Here is a 20,944-nt window from a genome sequence, read left to right as displayed (position 1 = left end):
GCGGGGCATCATGTCGTCTCCAGATTGTCACAATCGCACGCTACTCTCGCTGGTCGTCCCGCCTCGATCAGACCCTACATGCTTGGTGACCTGCTGGTGACCTTCTTCGAAGTCGCGCGCCAGGGCAGCATCACCACCGCTGCCAGGCAGCTCCGCATCAGCCAACCCACCGTCACGGGCCGCATCCGCCAACTGGAAGAAATCTACGGTGTCGAGTTGTTCCACCGCCGCGCGAGCCGCGTCGATCTCAGCGATGTCGGCATCGCGCTGATGCCGCTTGCCGAACAGATGATGCAGCAGGAAGGCGACGCCGATTTCCTGCTCCGCAATGCCGGCAGCCTGCGCTTCGGCAAGCTGCGCATCGGTGCCACCGGGCCGTTCTACATCCTGCGCAGCATTGCCGCGTTCCGCCAGCGTTATCCCGATATCGGCGTCACGCTCGAGACCGGCAACTCCAAGACCGTGCTCGACGCGCTGTTCGACTATCGCATCGACGCCGCGGTGTCTTCCCATGCGGTGGACGACGACCGGCTGACGCGCGTGATGCTCGCCGCGGACCCGACCGTCGTGGTCGCGCATCCCGATCATGCGCTGGCACGCGAGGCACGCATCGACATCGCCGAGCTCGCACGCCACCACCTGCTCGTGCGCGAGCGCGGCTCCATGACCCGCGAGGCCACCGAGACCGCGCTGGCCGCCGCCAGCCTCGAACTGCCGCCGCATACGGTAATCGGCAGCCGCGAGGCCATCTGCGAGGCCATTCGCCACAACCTCGGCGTAAGCGTGATGCCCGTGGGCGAGGTGCCGCGCGATCCGTCGCTACGCGCGATTCCGTTCGCGGGGCCATCGCCTGTCATCCACGAATATCTGTACTGCCTGCAGGCGCGGCGCGCCACGCGTCTCGTCACGGCCCTGCTCGATTGCGTGGTGCTGCCCACACCTGCCGCGGGGACGCCTATAGTGAACGGATTGCGCGATCGCACGCCAACGCACGAATCATGACTGCCCGATGATCTCCTCATGACCGCGACGGGCCCCGCCGGCTTTCCCGAGTATGACCAACTGATGACACTGCTGGAGCTGGGCGCATCGTGGTTCGAGGTGCGCGAGGTCTGCAGCGTGGCCGTCGGCGATCGCGCATTCGGCGTGCATGTAGCCGCGCTCGGCTCCGACTCGCCGGACGCGCCGGCCATCGGCATCTTCGGCGGCATTCACGGGCTCGAACGCATCGGCACGCAACTGGTGCTCGACTATATGCGCGCGCTGCTGTGCCGCCTGCAATGGGACGAACTGCTGCATCGCGAACTGCAGGCCGTGCGGCTCGTGTTCATGCCGATCGTCAACCCGGGCGGCATGTGGACCGGCCGGCGAGCCAATCCGAATGGCGTGGACCTCATGCGCAATGCCCCGCAGAACGCCGATGCCCGCGTGCCGTTTCTCGCGGGAGGCCAGCGCATTGGCCCGTGGCTGCCGTGGTTTCGCGGACGCGCGGGCGCGCCGATGGAGCCGGAGAGCGCGGCACTGCTTGGCGTCGTCGAAAAAGAATTGCTGTCGCGGCCACTGAGCTTCGCGGTGGATTGCCACTCGGGCTATGGCTGGCGCGACAGCATCTGGTTTCCGTATGCGCGCACGCACGCGCATATGCCGCATCTGCCGGAGATGTATCTGCTCAAGACGATGTTCGAGCAGGCCCATCCGCACCACGGCTATGCGTTCGAGCCGCAGAGCCACCAGTATCTGCTGCACGGCGACCTCTGGGATTACGCGTATGACCGCACGCCCGCGCGGCATCTGTTTCTGCCGATGACACTCGAGCTCGGGTCGTGGCTCTGGATCAAGAAGAATCCGCGGCAGCTGTTCTCGCGCGCGGGCATCTTCAACCCGATCAAGGCGCATCGCACCGCGCGCGTGCTGCGGCGGCATGTGAGCCTGTTCGACTTTCTCGGCCGCATCGCGTTCTCGCCAGAGCGGTGGCTGCCGCAGGGCGAACGGCGCGCGCTGCTGGACGAGCAGGCGCGCCGGCATTGGGAAGGACCGCCCGCGCCATGACGACCTGGATCTTCCTGCGTGGACTGACGCGTGAGGCGCGCCACTGGGGCACGCTGCCGGCGCTGTGGGAATCTCACGGCCTGGGGCGACCGGTCACGATCGACCTGCCCGGCAATGGCGCCCAGCGCGGGGTGCCCGTGCCCGCGACCGTGGGCGGCATACGCGAACATGTGCGGGCCGCCGCGCGGCAGGCGATGCTGCCGCCTCATACGGCTCCCTATAAGGCGCCCTATCGTGTCCTCGCCATGTCGCTCGGCGCCATGGTCGCCACGGACTGGGCCCAGCAATATCCCGACGAGATCGCGGGCCTCGTGCTCGTCAACACGAGCCTGCGCCCGTTCAGCGGCGTCACCGAACGGCTGCGCCCCGACACGTGGGCCGCACTGCTCGGGATGGCCCGCCACTGGGACGACCGCGTGCGCTGCGAGCGCACGATCCACCGGCTGACCTGCGAACGGCTCGACACCCGCGACGCGGACCTCGCCGAATGGGTCGCCATCGCGCGGTCCGCCCCGGTGCCCCGCCGTGCCGCGTGGCAACAGCTGATGGCGGCCGCCCGCTACCAGGCGCAACCGGCGCGCCCCGCCTGCCCTACCCTGCTGCTGTCCTCGGCGGCAGACCGCCTCGTCAACCCCATCTGCACCCGGCAACTCGAAGCCGCATGGCAGGTCGCCCACCGCCAGCACCCGTGGGCCGGCCACGACCTCCCCCATGACGATCCGCACTGGGTGTGCGAGAGGGTCGCGCGCTTCAGCCAGCAATAAGGACCGCCAATAAAAAAACCCCGCGAAGCGGGGTTTCTTGTCTTGCAGGTGCGGCGGCGATCAGACCACTGCGGCGGCCGCGGCGGCTTCCGCCGCCAGCTGATTCGGGCACTTGACGTTTTCCAGCGCGCCGAGCAGCGTGTGGGCCGCGGCTTCCACGCGTTCCTGGTTGCCGAACAGGCGCGCCGCGATCAGGCCGCTTTGCAGCGCACCGTAGACCACCTGCGCCAGCATGGCCGGCGGCACCGGGTACGGCATGTCGCGTTGTTCCTGGCCTTTCTCGAGCAGCTTCGTCAGCCAGGCTTCGTTGACCGCGTAGAAGTCCTTGAGCACCTTGTGCACGCACTCGGGCAGGCTCAGGACTTCCGTGGACAACATGCCCGCCAGGCAGATCTGGTCCGAGCCGCAGGTTGCGCGAATCGGTTCCAGGTATTGGCGGGCCTGGTCCAGCAACGGCAGTTCCGGGTCGATGTTCCGCATGCGCTCGGTAATGCGCGCGCTGTACGTCTTCACGGCCTCCAGGACCAGATCGTCCTTCGACGGGAAGTAATAGTGAATGCTCGAGGTCTTGACCCCGACCAGTTCGGCCAGATCGCGGTAGCTGAAGCCGTTGAAACCGCGGCGGCGAATCAGTACCAGCGTGTGCTCGAGCAGTTGCTCGCGAACAGGTTGCGTTTTCATATTCCCGAGGAGGCGGACACCGCGTCCAGAATTGCGTATGCCGGAAGTTTATCTACACGAAGATAGATACTCAACCGGGAATTTCCCGAATCTGCCCGATGGGGCACAGGGGGCTTATGCAGGCAGCGTTTGCGCCACCAGCATGACGGCCGAGCCACTGATCAGGCTGAGGGCTACCCACCCGCCGAGGATCAAGGCACTGTTCCGGATACTCATGATGAAACTCCTTTCTTCTTCTGGTTCTTACAACTGAAGCAGGAGCCCTCATGAGGCTCCTGCCGGATCTGCCGCAATCGTCAGGAAACACCGCCGCGCGGGGAGAGAGGGTCCGCGCGCCGGAAGCGTCCTGACGGCTTCGGCGTATCAGGCAGGAGACCGGATATGTCACCTGCCATCAAAGCTTGCCGTCAGGCATTCGCGCCATCCGTGAACACATCGAACTGACGCGACGGTTCAGCGGAGACGCCGGTACGATCAAGGCCGGCTACGGTGCGGGCACCGTCGGTGTAGACATCGGTCGAGCGGGCACCGTCGTAGTACGGGTTGCGCGGGCGGTTGATATCGCGGGCGCCGTCGGTGTACGGGTCAACCTTGCGGCTCGGTTCGGCGGAGACACCCACGCGGTCCAGACCGGCGACGATGCGAGCACCGTCGGTGAAGGGGTCAGCCTTGCCGACGCGGGCGCCGTCGAGGTACGGGTCGGCGGTGCGGGCACCGTCGGTGAAACCATCGCGGTTGCTGATGCGGGCACCGTCGGTGAACGTGCTACGCGGTTCGCTGATGGTGCGGGCGCCGTCGAGGTACGGGTCACGCGAACCTTGTGCGGCTTGGGCGGCACCACCGATGAAAGCGGCGGCAAGGGCGGCGGCGGTAAGGATAATCTTGGCGTTCATGATCTAGCTCCGTTTCGTTTGGGCGCTACGAGGTTGACGCTCGATCGGGCCCGATGTCTGTGTTGCGGTCTTTTTTCGTTTTTCGCTACATCTACTGGTAGGTAGAGATCCAGCGTTAAAAAAAAGACCGACTCCCGGTACTGACTGCTGTGCTGCTGGTTTGTGACGCTGACTGCGTCGCGACCATGGATCGAATAATATCTACTACTAGATAGATAAGCAAGGTGTTTTTTGCGATGCCGGCCTAAATAGTTTCTATCGATGCGATAGCATCGGCCTGCGGCCCAGTCTGGTGGCCGCCAAACCCCTGGCGCCACTGCCCCCGATATCCATGACCGCGATCGACCCGAATCCGCCAGCCCGCACGGCCTCACGACTGCCAGCGGGGCGCGCCGCGGCGCTGCTGGCCTTGCTGGCGGCCGCTGCCGTGGGCCGGCAACTGCTGTTCCGCTCGGTCGAGCGGGCCGCGTTCAATACCTGCCCGGACCATGCCGTCACGCCTGAACAGATGGGGGCGCCTTCCGTCTCTCTCAAGTTCGCGAGCGGCGATCGCACGCTGCATGGCTGTTTTGTGCAGGCCACGGCACCGGATGCGCCGGCGCTTTGTGTGTTCCATGGCAATTCGGAGTGCCTGTCGGACTGGGCGCCCGTGCAGGCGCTGCTCCATGCGGCGGGGATTTCGTCGTTCGTCTTCGATTACAGCGGCTACGGCTCGAGCACCGGGCGGCCCACGGTGCGCAATCTGCGGGAGGATGCGAAGACCGCCTATGCGCATTTCCGTGCGGCCACGCCGCGGGCCGTGCGGCATTACGTATTGGGCTACTCGCTGGGGTCCGGGATTCTGCTCGACGTGCTGCACCGGCTGCAGCCGGCACCGGTGGGCGCGATCATCGGCGCGGGATTCTCGTCGGCGCGTGCCGCGGCGGTAGCGACGGGACGCGTACCGGGGTGGATGGCGTGGATGCTGCCGGACCCGTGGGATAACGCGGCGCGGGTCTGCCGGCTGCGGATGCCGCTGATGCTGCTGCATAGCCGGATCGACGCGACCATTCCCTATAGCCACGGCCAGCAGCTCGCGCGCGTGGCGCGGTGCGCCAGCCGGCTGGTGACGTTCGAGGACCTGCCCCACAACGCCGCGACCCATCCGGACTGGCTCGCGGCGTTCTGGGCGCCGGTGATTCCCTATCTGCGGTCGGATGACCTGCGTGACCCCGCCTCGGGAGGCTAGCCTGGTCAGGCGTGCGCGAGCGCCGGACGTTGGGCCGGCCGCGCGGCGGGGCGGGGGGAGGCCGGCTCGTCGTCGAGCTTGAACTCGCCCACCACGCTTTGCAGCTGTTGCGCCTGGTCGGCCAGCGCCGCCGACGCCGCGGCGGCCTGCTCCACGAGCGCCGCGTTCTGCTGCGTGACCGTATCCATCTGCGCCACAGCCTCGTTCACCTGCGCGATGCCCGTGCTCTGGTGATCGGACGCAGTGGCGATCTCCGCGAGGATCTGGGTCACGCGGCGCACGGCCTGGACGATCTCCTTCATGGTCTCGCCGGCCTGCCCGACCAGCGCCGAGCCGCTCTCCACCTGCCGCGCCGAATCGCTGATCAGCACGTTGATCTCCTTGGCCGCGGCGGCGCTGCGCTGCGCGAGCGTGCGCACCTCGCCCGCCACGACCGCGAACCCGCGGCCCTGCTCGCCCGCGCGGGCCGCTTCCACGGCGGCGTTCAGCGCGAGGATGTTGGTCTGGAACGCGATGCCCTCGATCACGGCGATGATATCGGTGACCTTGCGCGAGCTCGTGTTGATGGCCTCCATGGTCTCCACCACGCTGCCAACCAGCGCGCCACCGCGTTCGGCGATGCCCGACGCCTCGCCCGCGAGCGTGTTGGCCGTGCGCGCGCGGTCCGTATTGAGCTTCACCATCGACGTCAGTTCACCCATGCTCGATGCGGTTTCCTCGAGCGTGGCGGCTTGCTCCTCGGTACGCTGGGACAGATCGGTATTTCCGGCGGCAATCTCGTGCGATGCCACCGAGATCGCATCCGTTGCGGCCTTGATGCGCGTGACGAGGTCCGTCAGCATGTCCTCCATCTCGCCGAGGCCGCCGAGCAGCCGGCCGAACTCGCCGCCGCGATCGGTCTCGAATTCCTTGCTCAGGTCGCCGGCCGCGACCGTTTCCGCGATAAAGACCGCCTCCGAGAGCGGCGACTCGATGCCGCGCACGATGCCGATGCCGGCCACCACGCTCGCCAGCAGCGCGAACACGCCGAGGCCGTAGACGATAGCGCGTGTACTGTCGTCGTCCGCGGTGGCCACGGTCTCGGCGGCCGCCGGCTTCGCCGCCAGCCGCGCCTCGAGCTGCGTCACGCGTCCCAGCGCCACGGCCATGATGACCGCCATCACGATCAATACCACGCCAAAGGCGATGCCTATGCGTGCGCGAATGCTCAAGTTCGTCAAAGCCATGGGTGCTCCCGCTCCTCTTGCGCCCTCGCGTGGGGGATCCCGCGGGGCTTTCGTCGTTCGATCGCTGTCCTAACGGCAGATGAGCGGGCAATCTTTAGCGCGATCGTTCGTGCAATGCGGCGAACCGTCGATGCGGTGCGGCAAGCGACGCCCGGGCGTGCCATCATTGCTGTTTTCACGCGCGTTTTTGCACGCCAACCGGCCGACGAGGACCCCAGCCATGAGCACCCCGATTCGATACGATTTCCGCAGCGATACCGTGACCCGCCCCACGCCGACGATGCGCGCGGCCATTGCCGAGGCGGTGGTCGGCGACGACGTGTTCGGGGACGATCCGACCGTGACGCGGCTCGAAGCGCGTGCCGCGGAGATGCTGGGCAAGGCAGCGGCATTGTTCGTGCCGACCGGTACGCAGTCCAACCTCGTTGCGCTGATGGCGCATTGCGGGCGGGGCGACGAATATATCGTCGGGCAGATGGCGCACTGCTATCGCTGGGAAGCGGGTGGCGCGGCGGTGCTCGGGAGCATCCAGCCGCAGCCGATCGCGAACCAGCCGGACGGCACGCTGGCGCTGGACGATATCGCGGCGGCGATCAAGCCCGACGATCCGCATTTTGCGCGGACGCGGCTGCTGGCGCTCGAGAACACGATCGGTGGGCGGATTCTGCCGCAGACCTATGTGGTCGAGGCCACGACGCTGGCGCGTGAACGTGGGCTCGCGTGCCACCTCGATGGGGCGCGGCTGTTCAATGCGGCGGTGGCCTCGGGCGTCGCGGCCGATGTGCTGGCGCGGCCGTTCGATTCGGTGTCGGTCTGCCTGTCGAAGGGGCTCGGGGCGCCGGTCGGCTCGGTGCTCGTGGGCTCGGCCGAGCTGATCGGCAAGGGGCGGCGCCTGCGGAAGATGCTGGGCGGCGGGATGCGGCAGGCGGGCATTCTGGCCGCGGCGGGGCTCCATGCGCTCGAGCACCATGTGGCACGGCTCGCGGACGATCACGAGAATGCGCGGCGGCTGGCGGAAGGATTCGCGAAGGTGCCGGCATTGAAGGTGGTGATGCCGGACACGAACATCGTGTTCGTGACGGTGCCGGCCGAGCATGCGGCGGCACTGGCGGCGCATGTGGCGGAGCTTGGGCTCGGGGTGACGTCTGCTTATGGCGCCACGCAGCAGCGGTGGGTCACGCATCTGGATGTGGGGCGGGCGGCGGTGGAGGCGGCGGTGGAGGCCGTGCAGGGATTCTTTGCTTCGCGTTGAAGCGGAAACAGGCCACCCTCAAGGCGCGGGCATATACTCCGCGCCCCATCTCTCCGCGAGCAATCGGCACCGTCCCAGCGGCAACGCGTGGCGCTCCATATCGACCACTACGACGTGGTCCGCCCACGCCGGGCGAGGCGGTGCGTCGTTGGTGCGGCCGTCGGTCAGCACCCATAGCAATCGTTGCTGGGCAGGCGCGCGCCGGGCGTGCCCGGCCAATAGCTGGTCGGCGCGGGCCATGCCCAGCGTCAACGGTGTGCCCCCGCCCCCCCGAATCGGGCGGAGCCAGGACTCGTTCCACGGACGCGCGCGGGACGGTTGTAGCCGGACTTCGGCGCGGCTCGCGGCGAAGCACACCAGTGCCACGTCGCCGCGCGACTGGTACGCGCGCTCCAGCAGCCTGAGCAATACGCCCTTGGCAAATGCGAACTGCCTTGCCTGCAGCATCGAGCCCGAGCAATCCAGCGCGAAACAATGCAGCACGCCCGCACGCGCGTCCGCGTCGCGGTAACGGAGGTGCGATGCGTCAAGCGCATCCCGGCCCTTGCGCGCGAGCGTGCGCGGCCAGTGCACGCGTGTGCCCGGCTGCAGGCCGCGTGCGCTGCCACCGCGAGGGGCATGCCACCGGGCGCCGCCCTGTCTGGCGGGCGTATCGCGCCGGTGGCCTAGGCTTTTTTTGGCGGTAGCTTTCCGAAGGGCTTCAGCGGTTTGACGTGGGCTACGGGGGTGGCCTGCTCCGTTGGCGGTGGCAGTGCGCCCCATTCATCGTTGCCCGGCTGCGCCTCTGGCGCGCCCGACGTCGGGTCCGATGGCGGGTCCGATGACGGGTCCGATGGCGAGCCCGGCGACGACTCGGCCGTGCCACGCTCGTCTGGCGAGCCCCCCTGCGACGCCTGCCGGCGGTGGTAGAGCACAAGGTCAGCCACCGCGTCCACATGCGCCGTGGTCAGCGACGGCGCGCGCTCCCACGCCGCCAGCGCACGGGCCGCGCGCAGCATGACGAGGTCCGCGCGCACGCCGTCCACCGCGGCGGCGATACACAGCACGCTCACGCGCGCGTGCACCGCATCGTCGAACGCCAGCGATCGCAGCCCCGCGCGGGCGTCGGCCACACGCGCCGCGAGATCGCGCTGGCGCGCCGCGACGCTCGCGCGAAACCCCTGAGGATCCGCATCGAACGCCAGCCGCGCCCGCACGATGGCCTGCCGCGCCACGGGATCGTCGTAATTGCCGATGGCCAGTGCCAGACCGAAGCGATCGAGCAACTGCGGCCGCAGGTCGCCCTCCTCCGGATTCATCGTGCCGACAAGCACGAACCGCGCCTCATGCTGATGCGAGACCCCATCGCGTTCGACCACATTGACCCCGCTCGCCGCGACGTCGAGCAATTGATCGACAAGCGGATCGGGCAGCAGGTTGACCTCGTCCACATACAGCACACCGTCGTGCGCGCGCGCGAGCAGCCCCGGCGCAAACCGCACCTGCCCCTCCTGCAATACATGTCCGAGATCGAGCGTACCCGTCAGTTGCTCTTCGCTTGCGCCCAGCGGCAACGTCACGAAATGGCCATGGGGCAACAGCTCGGCCAGCGCGCGCGCGGCCGTCGACTTGGCGGTGCCGCGCGGCCCCGTCACGAGAACGCCGCCGATGCCGGGGTCCACGGCCGCGAGCAGCAGCGCGAGCTGCAGACGCTCCTGGCCAACCAGTGCGGAGAAAGGAAAGATCGGTCTTGCCGAGGCGGTCATGAATGTCCTTCGAGCCGTTGCTCGTTGTCGAGCAGATGCGCTTCGATACGCGCGCGCTGGTCGCCGGGCTCCTGCCACAGCCCACGCTCCATCGCTTCGAGCAGGCGTTCGCAGATGCCCTGCAACGCGCGGGGATTATGCCGTGCGATCCAGTCGCGCGTGGCATCGTCGTTGACATAGGCGTCGGCCACCAGCGCGTACTGATGATCGGCGACCACGCGCGCGGTGGCATCGTAGCCGAACAGGTAATCGACGGTGGCGGCCATCTCGAACGCGCCCTTGTAGCCATGGCGCTTGACCCCGTCGATCCACTTGGGGTTGACCACGCGCGTGCGGATGACGCGTGCAATCTCCTCGCCGAGCGTGCGCACCCGTGGCGCGGAGGGGTTGGCGTGATCGCCATGATAGATCGCGGGCTGCGTGCCGCCGAGATGCCGTACGGCGGCAACCATGCCGCCCTGGAACTGGTAGTAGTCGTTGGCGTCGAGGATATCGTGCTCGCGGTTGTCCTGATTCTGGATCACCGCGTCGATCTCCGCGAGCCGCGTGGCAAAACTCTCCCGTGCATCGATGCCGTCGGCGCGCTGGCCATAGGCATAGCCGCCCGCATGCAGATAGGCATGCGACAGGTCCGCGTCGTCCTGCCAGCGGCGGCTGTCGATCAGCGGCTGGAGGCCCGTGCCGTAGTCGCCCGGTCTTGCGCCGAACACGCGCCAGGTCGCACGCTCGCTTGCCGTGGCGTCGTCGACGCCCTCGGCCTGGAGCCGCGCACGTTCGGCCAGCACGCGCGCGCGGATGGGGTTCACGTCCTCGCTCTCGTCGAGCGCCGCCACCGCGTGCACGGCGGCATCGAACAGTTGCACGAGGCCCGGGAAGGCATCGCGGAAGAAGCCCGATACGCGTAGCGTGACGTCGATGCGCGGGCGGTTGAAGGTCGAGACGGGCAGGATCTCGAAGTCGACCACGCGATGGCTGCCCGGGGCCCATTTGGGACGCACACCGAGCAGCGCCATGGCCTGCGCGATATCGTCGCCGCCGGTGCGCATGGTCGCCGTGCCCCATACGGACAGGCCAACCGCGTTCGGGTACTCGCCATGCTCCTGCAGGTGGCGCTCGACGAGCTGGTCCGCGGAACGCACGCCAAGCGTCCACGCGGTGCGCGTGGGCACGGCGCGCGTGTCCACCGAGTAGAAATTGCGGCCGGTCGGCAGCACGTCGGGGCGACCGCGTGAGGGCGCGCCGCTCGGGCCCGGGGGAACGAACTGGCCGTTCAGGCCGCGTTTCAGCTGCAACAGTTCCTGATCGCCGCAGGCGTCGAGGCGCGGGAGGAGCTCGCTGGCGATGTGGTGCAGCGCGCGGCGCGTGTTGGGCAGGTCCGTGCGCGCCATCGCGCTATCGCTCTCCGGCGCACCCGCCAACGCGTCCCCCAACATGTCTTCCAGCAACGCCAGCGCCAGCAACTCCAGCCGCTCGCGCGTGTCGCCATGATGTCGCCATGGCCCGGCATCGACGCCCGTCAGCAACGCGGGCCGGGGCCCGTGCCACGGTGCGGCCCAGTCCGCGTCGAGCGGGTCGAAGTCGAGGGCCAGATCCTTTGCCAGTGCGTGGAGCAAGCCGACACCGTCGCCCGCCGGAAAGCGGGCCAGCGCCGCCAGCGTGTCGCGCCGCTGCGTGCCGTGCGGCGAGGCGCCGAATACGTGGAGCCCGTCGCGGATCTGGGACTCCTTGAGTTCGCACAGCCACGCATCGGTCCGGTTGAGCAGCGCGTCTTCCTCGTCGCCACCGGAAGGCGCCTCGAAACCGAGTTCGCGATGCAGCTGCTGGTTCACGATCGTATCGAGGATCGAGCGACGCAACAGTTTCGCGCGCCGCGGGTCCACCGTCAGCGCTTCATAGTACTCGTCCACCTGCCGCTCCAGATCCTGCAGCGGCCCATAATTCTCGGCCCGCGTCAGCGGCGGCATCAGATGGTCGATGATCACCGCCTGCGCGCGGCGCTTGGCCTGCGCGCCCTCGCCCGGATCGTTGACGATAAACGGATACAGATGCGGCAACGGCCCGAGAATCGCATCGGGCCAGCACGCCGCGGAGAGGGCCACGCTCTTGCCCGGCAGCCATTCGAGGTTGCCGTGCTTGCCCACATGCACCACCGCATCGATCGCGAACACCTCGCGCAGCCACAGATAGAACGCGAGGTAGCCATGCGGTGGCGCGAGCTCCGCGTCGTGATAGCTCGCGTAGTCGTCCACACCATAGGCCCGCGCGGGCTGGATACCGATAAACAGATGCCCGCTGCGCACGCCCGCGATCATGAACCGCCCCGCGCGCACCATGGGGTCCTGCTCGGGCTCGCCCCAGCGGGCGATGACGGCATGACGGTTCTCGGCCGGCAGCGACGCGAACCACGCACGGTAGCGATCCATCGCCAGGCTCTGGAACGCGGGCCGCACCGCATGCTGATCGAGGTCGTTGGTCACGCCCTGCGTCAGCGCGTGCATCAGCGCATCGCCATCGGCAGGCAATGCCTCCACCGTATAGCCCTCGGCCGCCAGCAGCGAGAGAATGCGCACGACCGACGCGGGCGTATCGAGCCCCACCCCATTACCGATGCGCCCCTCGCTGGCCGGATAGTTGGCCATGATCAGCGCGACACGCTTCTCCGCATTGGGCAGCGCGCGCAACCGGCACCAGCGCCGCGCGAGTTCGGCGACGAACGCCACGCGCTCGGCGTCCGCCTGGTAACGCACGACATCGGCCTCGGTATGCGGACAGCGATACGCGAGGCCCTTGAAGCTGATGGCCCGCGTGATGATGCGCCCATCGACCTCGGGCAACGCGACATGCATGGCGATATCGCGCGTGCCCAGCCCCTGGCTGTCGGCCAGCCAGTCTTCGCGATTGCCGCCGGAAAGAATGACCTGCAGCACCGGCGCGTCGTTGGCGATGACCACGCCATCGCCCTCCCCGCCGTCGGGCGTGCCGGCCGAGAACGCGGTGGTGTTGAGCACGACCGACACCGCATGCGCATCGCAGAGCCGTTGCAGCACGTCGCGGCAGATCGGTTCCTTGAGCGAGGTCAGCGCAACGGGCAGCGGCCGCATGCCGGCGTCCATCAACGCCGCGCACAGCGCATCGAATACTTCCGTATTGCCTGCCTGCAGATGGGAGCGATAGAACAGCACGGCCACGACCGGCGCTTCCGCCAAGCCGCGCGCGCACCATTCGTGCTCCCAGTCCGCGAGCGTGGCCACGCCATGATCGCGGTGATAGAGCGCCGCCTGCGGCAACACCTGCGGCGGCAGCCCGGGCTCGCCGAGGCCGAAGGCATGATGGCCGATGCAGCGAAAGAACTGCTCGGCATTGCCCGCGCCACCCTCGCGCAGGTAGTGCCAGAGCTGGTGGCTCAGCGCGGCCGGCGCATTGCCATGGCGCGCCAGGTTCTCGTCCTCGGCAAGGTCGCCGGAGCCCATGACCAGCAGCTGATTGCGCGCGCGGGCGAGTTCGGGCAAGCGCTCGAGCCCGTAGGCCCAGTCGCTGGCCCCGCCCAGATGATCGACCACGACCACGCGCGCATGCCGCAAGACCTCGTCGACATAGAGGTCGAGCGACGCGGGCTGGCGCAGGTACATCTGGTTGGCCAGACGCACCGAGGGAAAATCGGCACCGAGGCGCGGCACCACGCTCGCGAGCAGCGACAGCGTGGTGTCGGCGGCGCTGAGCACGACGATGTCCCCCGGTGTCTGCTCGATGCGCAGGACGATGGCGTTGTCCTCGACAAAGCCGCCCGGCCGGGTAGACAGCAGGTGCATGGGGTCAGGCGTTTGCCAGCGCGGCCGTCAGTTGCGATTGCAGCGTCGCGTGGTCGAGGTCCTGCCCGATCAGCACCACGCGCGTGCGGCGGCTCTCGCCGGTGCGCCATGCACGGTCGAAATAGCTGTCGAAACGCTGGCCCACGCCATGCACGACCAGCCGCATCGGCTTGCCCGGGAGCGCCACGAAACCCTTGATGCGATAGATCGTATGCGACTGCACGAGCTGGCCGAGCGCCGCCACGAGCCGATCCCGATCGACATCGCCGGCCTCCACCACCACCGAGTCGAACTCGTCGTGATGATGATCGGCGTCGTCCCCGTCGCCATGATGGTCCACGCGCAGGTGGATGGTGTCCTCCGACGCGCGGTTCAGGCCGAGCAGCAGGTCCACGTCGATGCGGCCCCCCTGTGCCGGCACGATCTTGACCTCGGCCGGAATCTCGGGACGCACGAGCGCCTCCACCTGCGCGCGCTGCGCGTCGTCCATCAGGTCGGTCTTGTTCAGGATGACGAGGTCCGCGCTGCCGAGCTGATCTTCGAACAGTTCATGCAGCGGCGACTCGTGGTCGAGGTTCGGATCGGCGCGGCGCTGCGCGTCCACGGCAACCGGATTCGCCGCGAACTGGCCGGCGGCGGCGGCCGGGCCATCGACCACGGTCACCACGGCGTCCACCGTGAACGCATTGCGGATGCTCGGCCAGTGGAAGGCCTGCACGAGCGGCTTGGGGAGCGCCAGGCCGGACGTCTCGATCAGCACGTGATCGATCTGCTCGCGGCGCTCGAGCAATTGCTCCATCACCGGGTAGAACTCTTCCTGCACGGTGCAGCACAGGCAGCCGTTGGCCAGTTCGTAGAGTTGCCCCGTGGGCTCGCCCGCGTCGTCGCAGCCGATGCCGCAGCCCTTGAGGATTTCGCCGTCGATGCCGAGTTCGCCGAACTCGTTGACGATGACCGCGATGCGGCGGCCGTTGGCGTTGTCGAGGATATGGCGCAGCAGCGTCGTCTTGCCGCTGCCGAGGAAGCCGGTGACGATCGTTGCCGGGATTTTGTTGGTTTGCATGCCGGTCGAAAGGTTGTGCCGCGAAGGTTTTTCGCAAGGACGACCAGCATAGCAGAGCCGCCGCGTCCCCTCTCGCGCGAAGAGGGGACCGGAGGGAGATCAATCGTGCACGACGATCGACAGATGGGTACCGGCAGGCACGCGTACGGTCTCGCGATAGGTGCCGCGCACGGCCTGCCGCACGATCGGCAGGCTTGCATAGGCCTGCAGCGTCTGCGGCACGGCCGTGGTCAGCGTGCGCAGGCTGGCGTAAGACGCGGGATCGATCTGCGGCAGCACGAAGCCGCCATCGGCGCGCACCGGGTAGCCATAGCCGGCCGGGCTCGCGCTCGCGGGCATCAGCGACGCCGCGGTGGCGCTCCAGGCCGCGAACTGCTGCAGGAAGCCCGAACCGGGCTGCACCGAACGGATGGCCGCGTCGAGCACGCCCACGGAGGCCGTGGTACTGAAGTTGGTGAGCAGGTTTCGGTAGAACGCCAGCCCGAGCTGACGGTTCAGGAAGCCGCCGAACGAACCCGATACCGAGTAGCTGTCGCACACCCTGGCGTCGAACGGACGCCAGACCGTGAGGTTGCAGTTGTACGATCCCGCGCCATAGGCCACATAGTCGCGGAAGCGGACGTCGCGGATCGCGTTGTACGTGGGATCGATCGTGAAGCTCGCGAAGTCCTCCATCATCATCGCGGTGGCTTCCTCGAGCCACGTGTCGTACATGTAGACGCTCGACTGCTGCACGCCACGGCGATAGAAGTTCTGCATGTGCATGCCTTCGTGCGCCATGGTCATGCGCATCTGCTGCATGCCCGCCGCGCCCGCGAGATAGAGCGTCTCCGAATCGAGGTAGAGCGAGATCGATTCGTTGCTGAACGGCTGGCTTGCGCGCTTGAAGTTGTTGCGCGCGTAGAAGTAGCCCACGAGGTCGTACGGCTTGTTGTTGCGATCGAAGTTCAGGATCACGATGTCGATCGGCTGGCCGCTGCCGTCGATCAGCGTCGAGAACTGCTGCGCCCCCCACATGACGCCGCCGACGGACTTGAGCATGTCGTAGATGCCGCCGGCACCCGCATACGCGGCGGCCAGGCTGTCGAGGGTCGTCGAGTCGATCCTGCCCGCGCCTTCCTCGCCGTTCTCCACCCAGAAGTTCACGGTGGTGCCGTCGGTCGTGGCGATCTGCTTGCGCAGCGTCGCGGTACGCGCGCTGTTGTCCGCGTGATACCAGGTGCGCGAATTCGTCAGCGCGGTAAAGTTCGGCGCCTGCGGTGCGATGGCCGACGACTGCGGGCGCTTGTCGCCGACGAGCGTCGCCCAGCCATTGTGGTTGAAGTCCGAGATCGCGCGCCGCGTGGCCTCCGCATCCTGTGCGCCACCGTCGAGCTCGAGGCTCTGCAATGCGGCCGGAAAGCGGGACGCCGTCAGCGAGATCGCGGGCATGGCCTGCGCCACCGCGCCGTCGTTGGTAAAGACGAGCGACACGTCCTGGCCATTGAGGCCCGCGATGCTGACGGGCAAATCGACCGCCGCCAGCGACGTGTTGCTGGCTTGCCAGACGCCCGTGCCGCTGCCGGCATAGGTATTGGCGTCCACGGCCGCGCAGCCGCCGCAGGCGGCCGCCACCACCAACGCCGGCGTGGCAGGCGCGCTGGGTGCGACGGGTCCGGACGTCGTGGCCGGTGTGCTCGTCTGTGCCGCGCCGCCGTCGTCGCCGCCGCCGCCACCGCAGGCGGCAAGCGCCGCGCTCAGCGTCATGGCCGCTATCGCGCCCCAATTCGTTGCATTGCGCGCACGCATGATACTTTTCCCCGTTCTTTGTCTAGATTTTTTTGGTCCCTGTGGAAGACAGGTCCATGGGGCAATATCGGCAGCGCGCGCCCGGTCTGTACCCCTGCGCCCGGATCAGGCCCGAGGGGCTCGGTGTGTGGCGCGGCGCCACGCGGCGGCCGCGCCGGCCAGAAACGCGAGCAGCGTGAACGCGGCGGCACCGAGGCGCCAAGGCGTGGACGCGGGCGCGAGCGACGGCGTGGTGCCTGTTACCGGTTCGAGCCGGATGCCGTGAATCGGCTCGGCCTGGGCGGGCGCGGCCGGTGCCTCCCGCGCGGGCCGCGCGGCGGGGTCACGGCTGACATGCATGGGGGTTACCGGTGAAGGGCGTGATGGCGCCGAGGGCACCGAGCGGGCCGAGCGGGCCGAGAGAAGCGTCCGCGCATCCGCCACCTTCGCGTCCGCGAACTGCCGCCCCATGTCGCGCAGCAGGGCGGCATCCACATGCGCCGCCTGCGACGCGCGCGCGATATGCGCCATCAGTACCGGATTGCCGCACGTGTTCGCGGTGCACGACAGTCCGTCGCGCCGCACCGACGCCGCATAGCGGCGCAGCAGCTCGGCTCGCTCGGCGTCGCTGAAACGGTAACTGCCCTGCCGGTCCACTTCGATGAGGCGCGCCAGCATGGCCTGCATGGCATGGGGATTGGCCGTGCGGAAGAATCGGTCCATGCCCAGGTGCAGGCTGTCGGCCACGTACACGTCGTAGGTGCGTTGCCAGAACGTGCCCGACATCTGTTCGGGGACGGTCGCCTGGAAACCGTAGAGGTGCTCGATCTCGCGCTGGATCTCGCGGGCGCCCGCGTAGCCCGAGCGTTGCATCGCGGCGATCCATTTCGGATTCCAGTGGCGCGCATTGAGCTCGGTGGCCAGCCACGTGCGCGCGTCAACGGTGCGCGTCTCGCCGGCCGTGCGCAGGTTGTGCAGCCACAGCGGCGGGGCCTGTCCCGTTACCGAGCGCGTGGCCGCGACGAGGCCGCCCGCGTACTGATAGGTATCGTCGTTGTCGAGCGCGCCATAGAGCGTGCTTGCGCGCGAGAACAGCACGGCCTGGTTCGACCGCAGATGGCTGGCCAGCGCGCCCGGTGCGCTCTCGCCCCAGCCATCGGCCGAGTAGGCGTGGTTCATCGCGTGCAGATAGAGCTCGGCCAGTGCGTTGCGCGGTCCCTGCGTGCCGGGCTGCGCATCGCCGGCCGGCGGCTGCGCGTCGCGGCTCTGCTCGACCATCTGTTGCACGCCGATGGCGTAATTGCCCGGACTTGCCGCGAACACACGGGCGCGAGCGAGACGCGCGGCCTGCGTGGCGTCGGTACCGCGCGCGATCAGGGCGTCCGTCACTGCCCGGTCGTGCCGGCTGATGGCGTTGTCGCCCGCCGCGGCGGCCAGCCGCGCGGCCTTGTCGAGCAGCGCGACCTTGTCGCCAAACCCGTCGCGATAGATGCCCGAGATGGTCAGCACCACGTTCACGCGCGGACGGCCCAGTTCCGCGTCGGGAATCAGCTTCACGTCTTCGACGATGCCGCGCGCATTCCAGACGGGCGTCACGCCCATCAGGTACATCGCTTCGGCTTCCATTGCGCCCTGATGCCGTTCGGTCTCGCCGTACCAGAGGACCATGGAGACGGACTCGGGCGGCGCCCCGTGTTCCTGCCGATAGCGGGCGAGCGTCTGTTCCGCCATGGTCTTGCCGAGCGCCCATGCCGCGCGCGTGGGGATCTGGGCGCCGTCGAATGCGTGCAGGTTGCGGCCCGTGGGCAGCGAGTCGGGGGTGCGCACGGGGTCGCCGAGCGGGCCGCTGGGCAGGTATTCGCCGTCGAGCACGGTGAGCAGCCCGTCGAGTTCGCTTGCGGGCGATACGCGCAGGTCGGCGAGCCATCCACGGCCGGCCGCAATGGCCGCGCGCGCGGCGTCGGCGAGCGATCGGTCGGCCGCCGCCGGGGGCGCCGCGGGACCGGCGTCGTGGAATGAGGCGGAAGGGGCGGAAGGGGCGGAAGGGGCGGAGGGCGCATCGAGCGACGGCTCGCGGCCGGCGACGAGATCCGCGGCCCATTCCCGAACACGCGGCATCCCGAGCGCGCGGACCTGCGCCGGACGCAGCCGCGCGGCCAGCATCGTGGCCAACGCATCCTCCTGCTCGCGCAGCGGCGGCATCTGGCCCAGCGCGTGAATGCCGAGCGGCACGGGCTCCGCCTCCACGCGATGCAGAAACGCATGGATCGTCGGCTCGATCGACTCCCACGGCGCGCCCGGATCGAGCCCGAGCTGCCGGTCGAGTCCGAGCGCGCGCACCTCGGCAATCGCCTGCGCGCGGTACTGGCGCGCAAGTTCCGGCGAGGCATCGCGCGTGGCGGCTTCCTGCTCGATGGCTTGATCGAGCTGCGCAAGCGCCGGCGGCTGGCCCGCGTTGGCAAGCAGCGGCGACAGATGGCTGACGAGCACCGCGGCACTGCGGCGCTTGGCCTGGATGGCCTCGCCGCCGCCGTCCTGGATGTAGACGTAGGCATTCGGCACACCGCCGAGCAGCACCTCCGCGCTGTCGTCGCCCGACAAACCCACCTGCTTGCCCGGCAGCCATTCGAGCGTGCCGTGGCGGCCGACGTGCACGACGGCATCGGCACCGAAGGCATGGCGATACCAGAGATACGCGGCGATATACGAATGCGGAGGCGGCGTGAGCAGATCGTGCGAGGTGTCCTGCGCGCGCGCGAACGTCGAGCGCAGCGGCTGCGGGCCGACGAAGAGGTTGCCGAAGCGCAGACCGGGAATGACGAATGCCGGCTCGCCTTCCGTCACGGTCTTGCCGTCAATGCCCAGCGAGCCCCGCGCGGCCACGCGCGTCATCATCAGCGGGTTGCGTTCCGGTGGTCCCCATGCGCGCGTCACCGCCTCGCGGAACGCCGGCGGCAGCGCATCGAACCATTTGCGGTATTGCGACACGGGCAGCAGCGTCACGTGCCCCGCGCGCACCATTGCGTCGAGCTCTCCCGGCGACCACGTCTCCACGTTGCGGCCGTTGGCCTCGAGCAGGCGCGTGAGCGTCGCGGTGTCGGGCAGCGCGGTGCCCGTACGGTAGCCCGCCGCGCGCAACCGCTCGAGCATCGCGGCCAGCGAGGGCAGCGTCGCCAGATAGCTCGCGCCGATATTGCCGCGGCCGGGCGGGTTGTTGTAATAGAGGATAGCCACATGCCGGTCCGCGGCCGGCCTGGCGCGCAGCGACAGCCATTGCCGCACGCGCGCCACGATGGCCTCCACGCGCTCGGGCACGGCGACACTCGCGCGTGCGCCTTCCACGTCTTCCTGCGTGGCGAACAGCATCGGCTCGGTGGCACCGGCGCGTTCGGGCGCGGTGACCAGCAGCGGCACGCGGTCGCCCGGGATGCCGCGCACATCGGCGGCCCAGGTGGCGCGGCTGTCGCGCGTGGCAACAAGGTTGATGATCCGGATGCGATGCGCGGCAAGCCAGTCCTTGTCCTGCGCGCGGGGAATGGTCAGGTTCAGCGACAGCAGCAGCGAGATCGGCGACGATGCGCCATCGGTCGTCAGATACGCGTCGAGACTCGACAGGGGCCAGCCGAACACCGGCACCACCCCGATGCCCTGCCGCTCGAGCGCCGCGATCAGCGCATCGATATGCGCAAGATCGCGCTGGCGATAGCTGGTCGCATAGAACGCCAGCGCGACGAGCGGCGACCGCGCCCCTACCCCGCCCCCTCTTTCATCTCCGCCTCTTTCATCTCCGCCTCTCTCGCTCCGGTACCAGGCGAGATACGCGGGCAGGCTGTCGAACGGCTGCGCGGCGCGCGGATGATAGATGCCCGCCGCCGGCGCCGGCCGCACCGCGGGCACGTCGATCGCCGCGCCACGCTGCGCCGCCGCATAAGCGAAGAACGCGGCGAGGTTGTCCGCGCCACCGGCCTCCCAGTACTGGCGCGCGGCATCGTTGCGCGCGGCATCGAGCGCCACGCCCCACGCCGCTTCCGCGTCCGCGGCAGGCGTGGCCAGCAACAGCGCGCCGCGCGCCTGTGCGGCGCGCATCGCCGGGGCCAGCGTGCGCTGCATCGCACCCGGCACGTACCACGTCTGGACGACATCGGCGCGCGCGATGCGCGTCGCCGCCTCGGACGCCGTGGCGGCAAAGTCGATGTCCGCGATGCCGTCGCCCTGCGCGTACCGCGCACGGAAGGCCGCCTGCGCCGCGGGCAACAGATGGGTGTTCGGGGTGATGACGAGAATGCGCACCGGCGCGGCGAATGCCTTCGGCCCCGCGATCAGCAGCAGGCAGAACAGCAGCAGGGCCGAGGCCGTCAGCAGGCTGGCGCGGACGGAGCGAGGAATGAACACAGGGGGCGACGACGGGACAGTCGGGGCGGTCGGGGCAGACAAGCGCAGCATTCTACCCTTGCGCCTCGCACGCGC

14 protein-coding genes are annotated in these 20,944 nt (G+C 68.7%); 5 read left to right on the top strand and 9 right to left on the bottom strand.

The annotated features are described in order from the left end of the window. Positions 1 to 78 precede the first annotated feature (78 nt). From FOB72_RS29455 to FOB72_RS29445, 3 genes are read left to right on the top strand one after another with little or no spacing between them, the layout of a single operon-like run. Positions 79 to 1,002, top strand: a complete 924-nt coding sequence (locus FOB72_RS29455; RefSeq protein ID WP_150376771.1) for a LysR substrate-binding domain-containing protein — start codon at positions 79 to 81, stop codon at positions 1,000 to 1,002. Between the two features lie 18 nt (positions 1,003 to 1,020). Next, positions 1,021 to 2,049, top strand: a complete 1,029-nt coding sequence (locus tag FOB72_RS29450) for a M14 family zinc carboxypeptidase (protein WP_150376770.1) — start codon at positions 1,021 to 1,023, stop codon at positions 2,047 to 2,049. Then, a complete protein-coding gene (locus FOB72_RS29445; RefSeq protein WP_150376769.1) occupies positions 2,046 to 2,813 on the top strand; it encodes an alpha/beta fold hydrolase in 768 nt (255 codons plus the stop codon). Before FOB72_RS29450 ends, FOB72_RS29445 begins: the two co-directional genes overlap by 4 nt. A 60-nt stretch (positions 2,814 to 2,873) precedes the next feature. On the opposite strand, the gene FOB72_RS29440 is transcribed toward FOB72_RS29445, so the two are convergent. After that, positions 2,874 to 3,494 (bottom strand): TetR/AcrR family transcriptional regulator, encoded by a 621-nt coding sequence (locus FOB72_RS29440; RefSeq protein WP_150376768.1) that lies wholly within the window; start codon positions 3,492 to 3,494, stop codon positions 2,874 to 2,876. A gap of 407 nt (positions 3,495 to 3,901) precedes the next feature. Next, positions 3,902 to 4,387 carry a copper resistance protein CopQ gene (locus FOB72_RS29435; protein ID WP_150376767.1) on the bottom strand — a complete coding sequence of 162 codons (486 nt, stop codon included), beginning with the start codon at positions 4,385 to 4,387 and terminating at the stop codon, positions 3,902 to 3,904. 331 nt (positions 4,388 to 4,718) lie between these two features. Here FOB72_RS29435 and FOB72_RS29430 point away from each other — a divergent pair, with 331 nt between their 5' ends. Beyond that, positions 4,719 to 5,615, top strand: coding sequence for an alpha/beta hydrolase (locus FOB72_RS29430; protein ID WP_150376766.1), 897 nt, complete (start codon positions 4,719 to 4,721; stop codon positions 5,613 to 5,615). A 5-nt stretch (positions 5,616 to 5,620) separates the two neighbouring features. Here the strand turns inward: FOB72_RS29430 and FOB72_RS29425 are convergent, their stop codons facing one another. Further along, positions 5,621 to 6,841 carry a methyl-accepting chemotaxis protein gene (locus FOB72_RS29425; RefSeq protein WP_191002306.1) on the bottom strand — a complete coding sequence of 407 codons (1,221 nt, stop codon included), beginning with the start codon at positions 6,839 to 6,841 and terminating at the stop codon, positions 5,621 to 5,623. A gap of 220 nt (positions 6,842 to 7,061) precedes the next feature. On the opposite strand from FOB72_RS29425, the gene ltaE reads away from it, so the two are divergent. Next, positions 7,062 to 8,093 (top strand): low-specificity L-threonine aldolase, encoded by a 1,032-nt coding sequence (ltaE, locus tag FOB72_RS29420; RefSeq protein ID WP_150376765.1) that lies wholly within the window; start codon positions 7,062 to 7,064, stop codon positions 8,091 to 8,093. Positions 8,094 to 8,111: 18 nt separating this feature from the next. On the opposite strand, the gene FOB72_RS29415 is transcribed toward ltaE, so the two are convergent. The 6 genes from FOB72_RS29415 to FOB72_RS29390 form a co-directional block, all read right to left on the bottom strand. Continuing rightward, positions 8,112 to 8,666 (bottom strand): vWA domain-containing protein, encoded by a 555-nt coding sequence (locus FOB72_RS29415; RefSeq protein WP_223851635.1) that lies wholly within the window; start codon positions 8,664 to 8,666, stop codon positions 8,112 to 8,114. A gap of 92 nt (positions 8,667 to 8,758) precedes the next feature. Beyond that, positions 8,759 to 9,838 (bottom strand): ATP-binding protein, encoded by a 1,080-nt coding sequence (locus tag FOB72_RS29410; RefSeq protein ID WP_150376763.1) that lies wholly within the window; start codon positions 9,836 to 9,838, stop codon positions 8,759 to 8,761. Further along, a complete protein-coding gene (gene cobN, locus FOB72_RS29405) occupies positions 9,835 to 13,647 on the bottom strand; it encodes a cobaltochelatase subunit CobN (RefSeq protein ID WP_150376762.1) in 3,813 nt (1,270 codons plus the stop codon). Before cobN ends, FOB72_RS29410 begins: the two co-directional genes overlap by 4 nt. A gap of 4 nt (positions 13,648 to 13,651) precedes the next feature. After that, the gene (gene cobW, locus FOB72_RS29400) at positions 13,652 to 14,710 is read right to left on the bottom strand and encodes a cobalamin biosynthesis protein CobW (protein WP_150376761.1); all 1,059 of its coding nucleotides are present in this window, start codon (positions 14,708 to 14,710) and stop codon (positions 13,652 to 13,654) included. A gap of 99 nt (positions 14,711 to 14,809) precedes the next feature. Continuing rightward, entirely contained in the window at positions 14,810 to 16,456 is a 1,647-nt protein-coding gene (locus FOB72_RS29395; RefSeq protein ID WP_223851634.1) for a M30 family zinc metallopeptidase, read from the bottom strand. A 147-nt stretch (positions 16,457 to 16,603) separates the two neighbouring features. Beyond that, complete coding sequence (locus FOB72_RS29390; protein ID WP_411859887.1) at positions 16,604 to 20,563, bottom strand: cobaltochelatase subunit CobN; 3,960 nt, start codon at positions 20,561 to 20,563, stop codon at positions 16,604 to 16,606. Positions 20,564 to 20,944: the final 381 nt, after the last annotated feature.

The organism is Cupriavidus pauculus, from assembly GCF_008693385.1.
Classification (GTDB): domain Bacteria; phylum Pseudomonadota; class Gammaproteobacteria; order Burkholderiales; family Burkholderiaceae; genus Cupriavidus; species Cupriavidus pauculus_D.
This window is presented reverse-complemented; position numbering and strand designations above follow the sequence as displayed.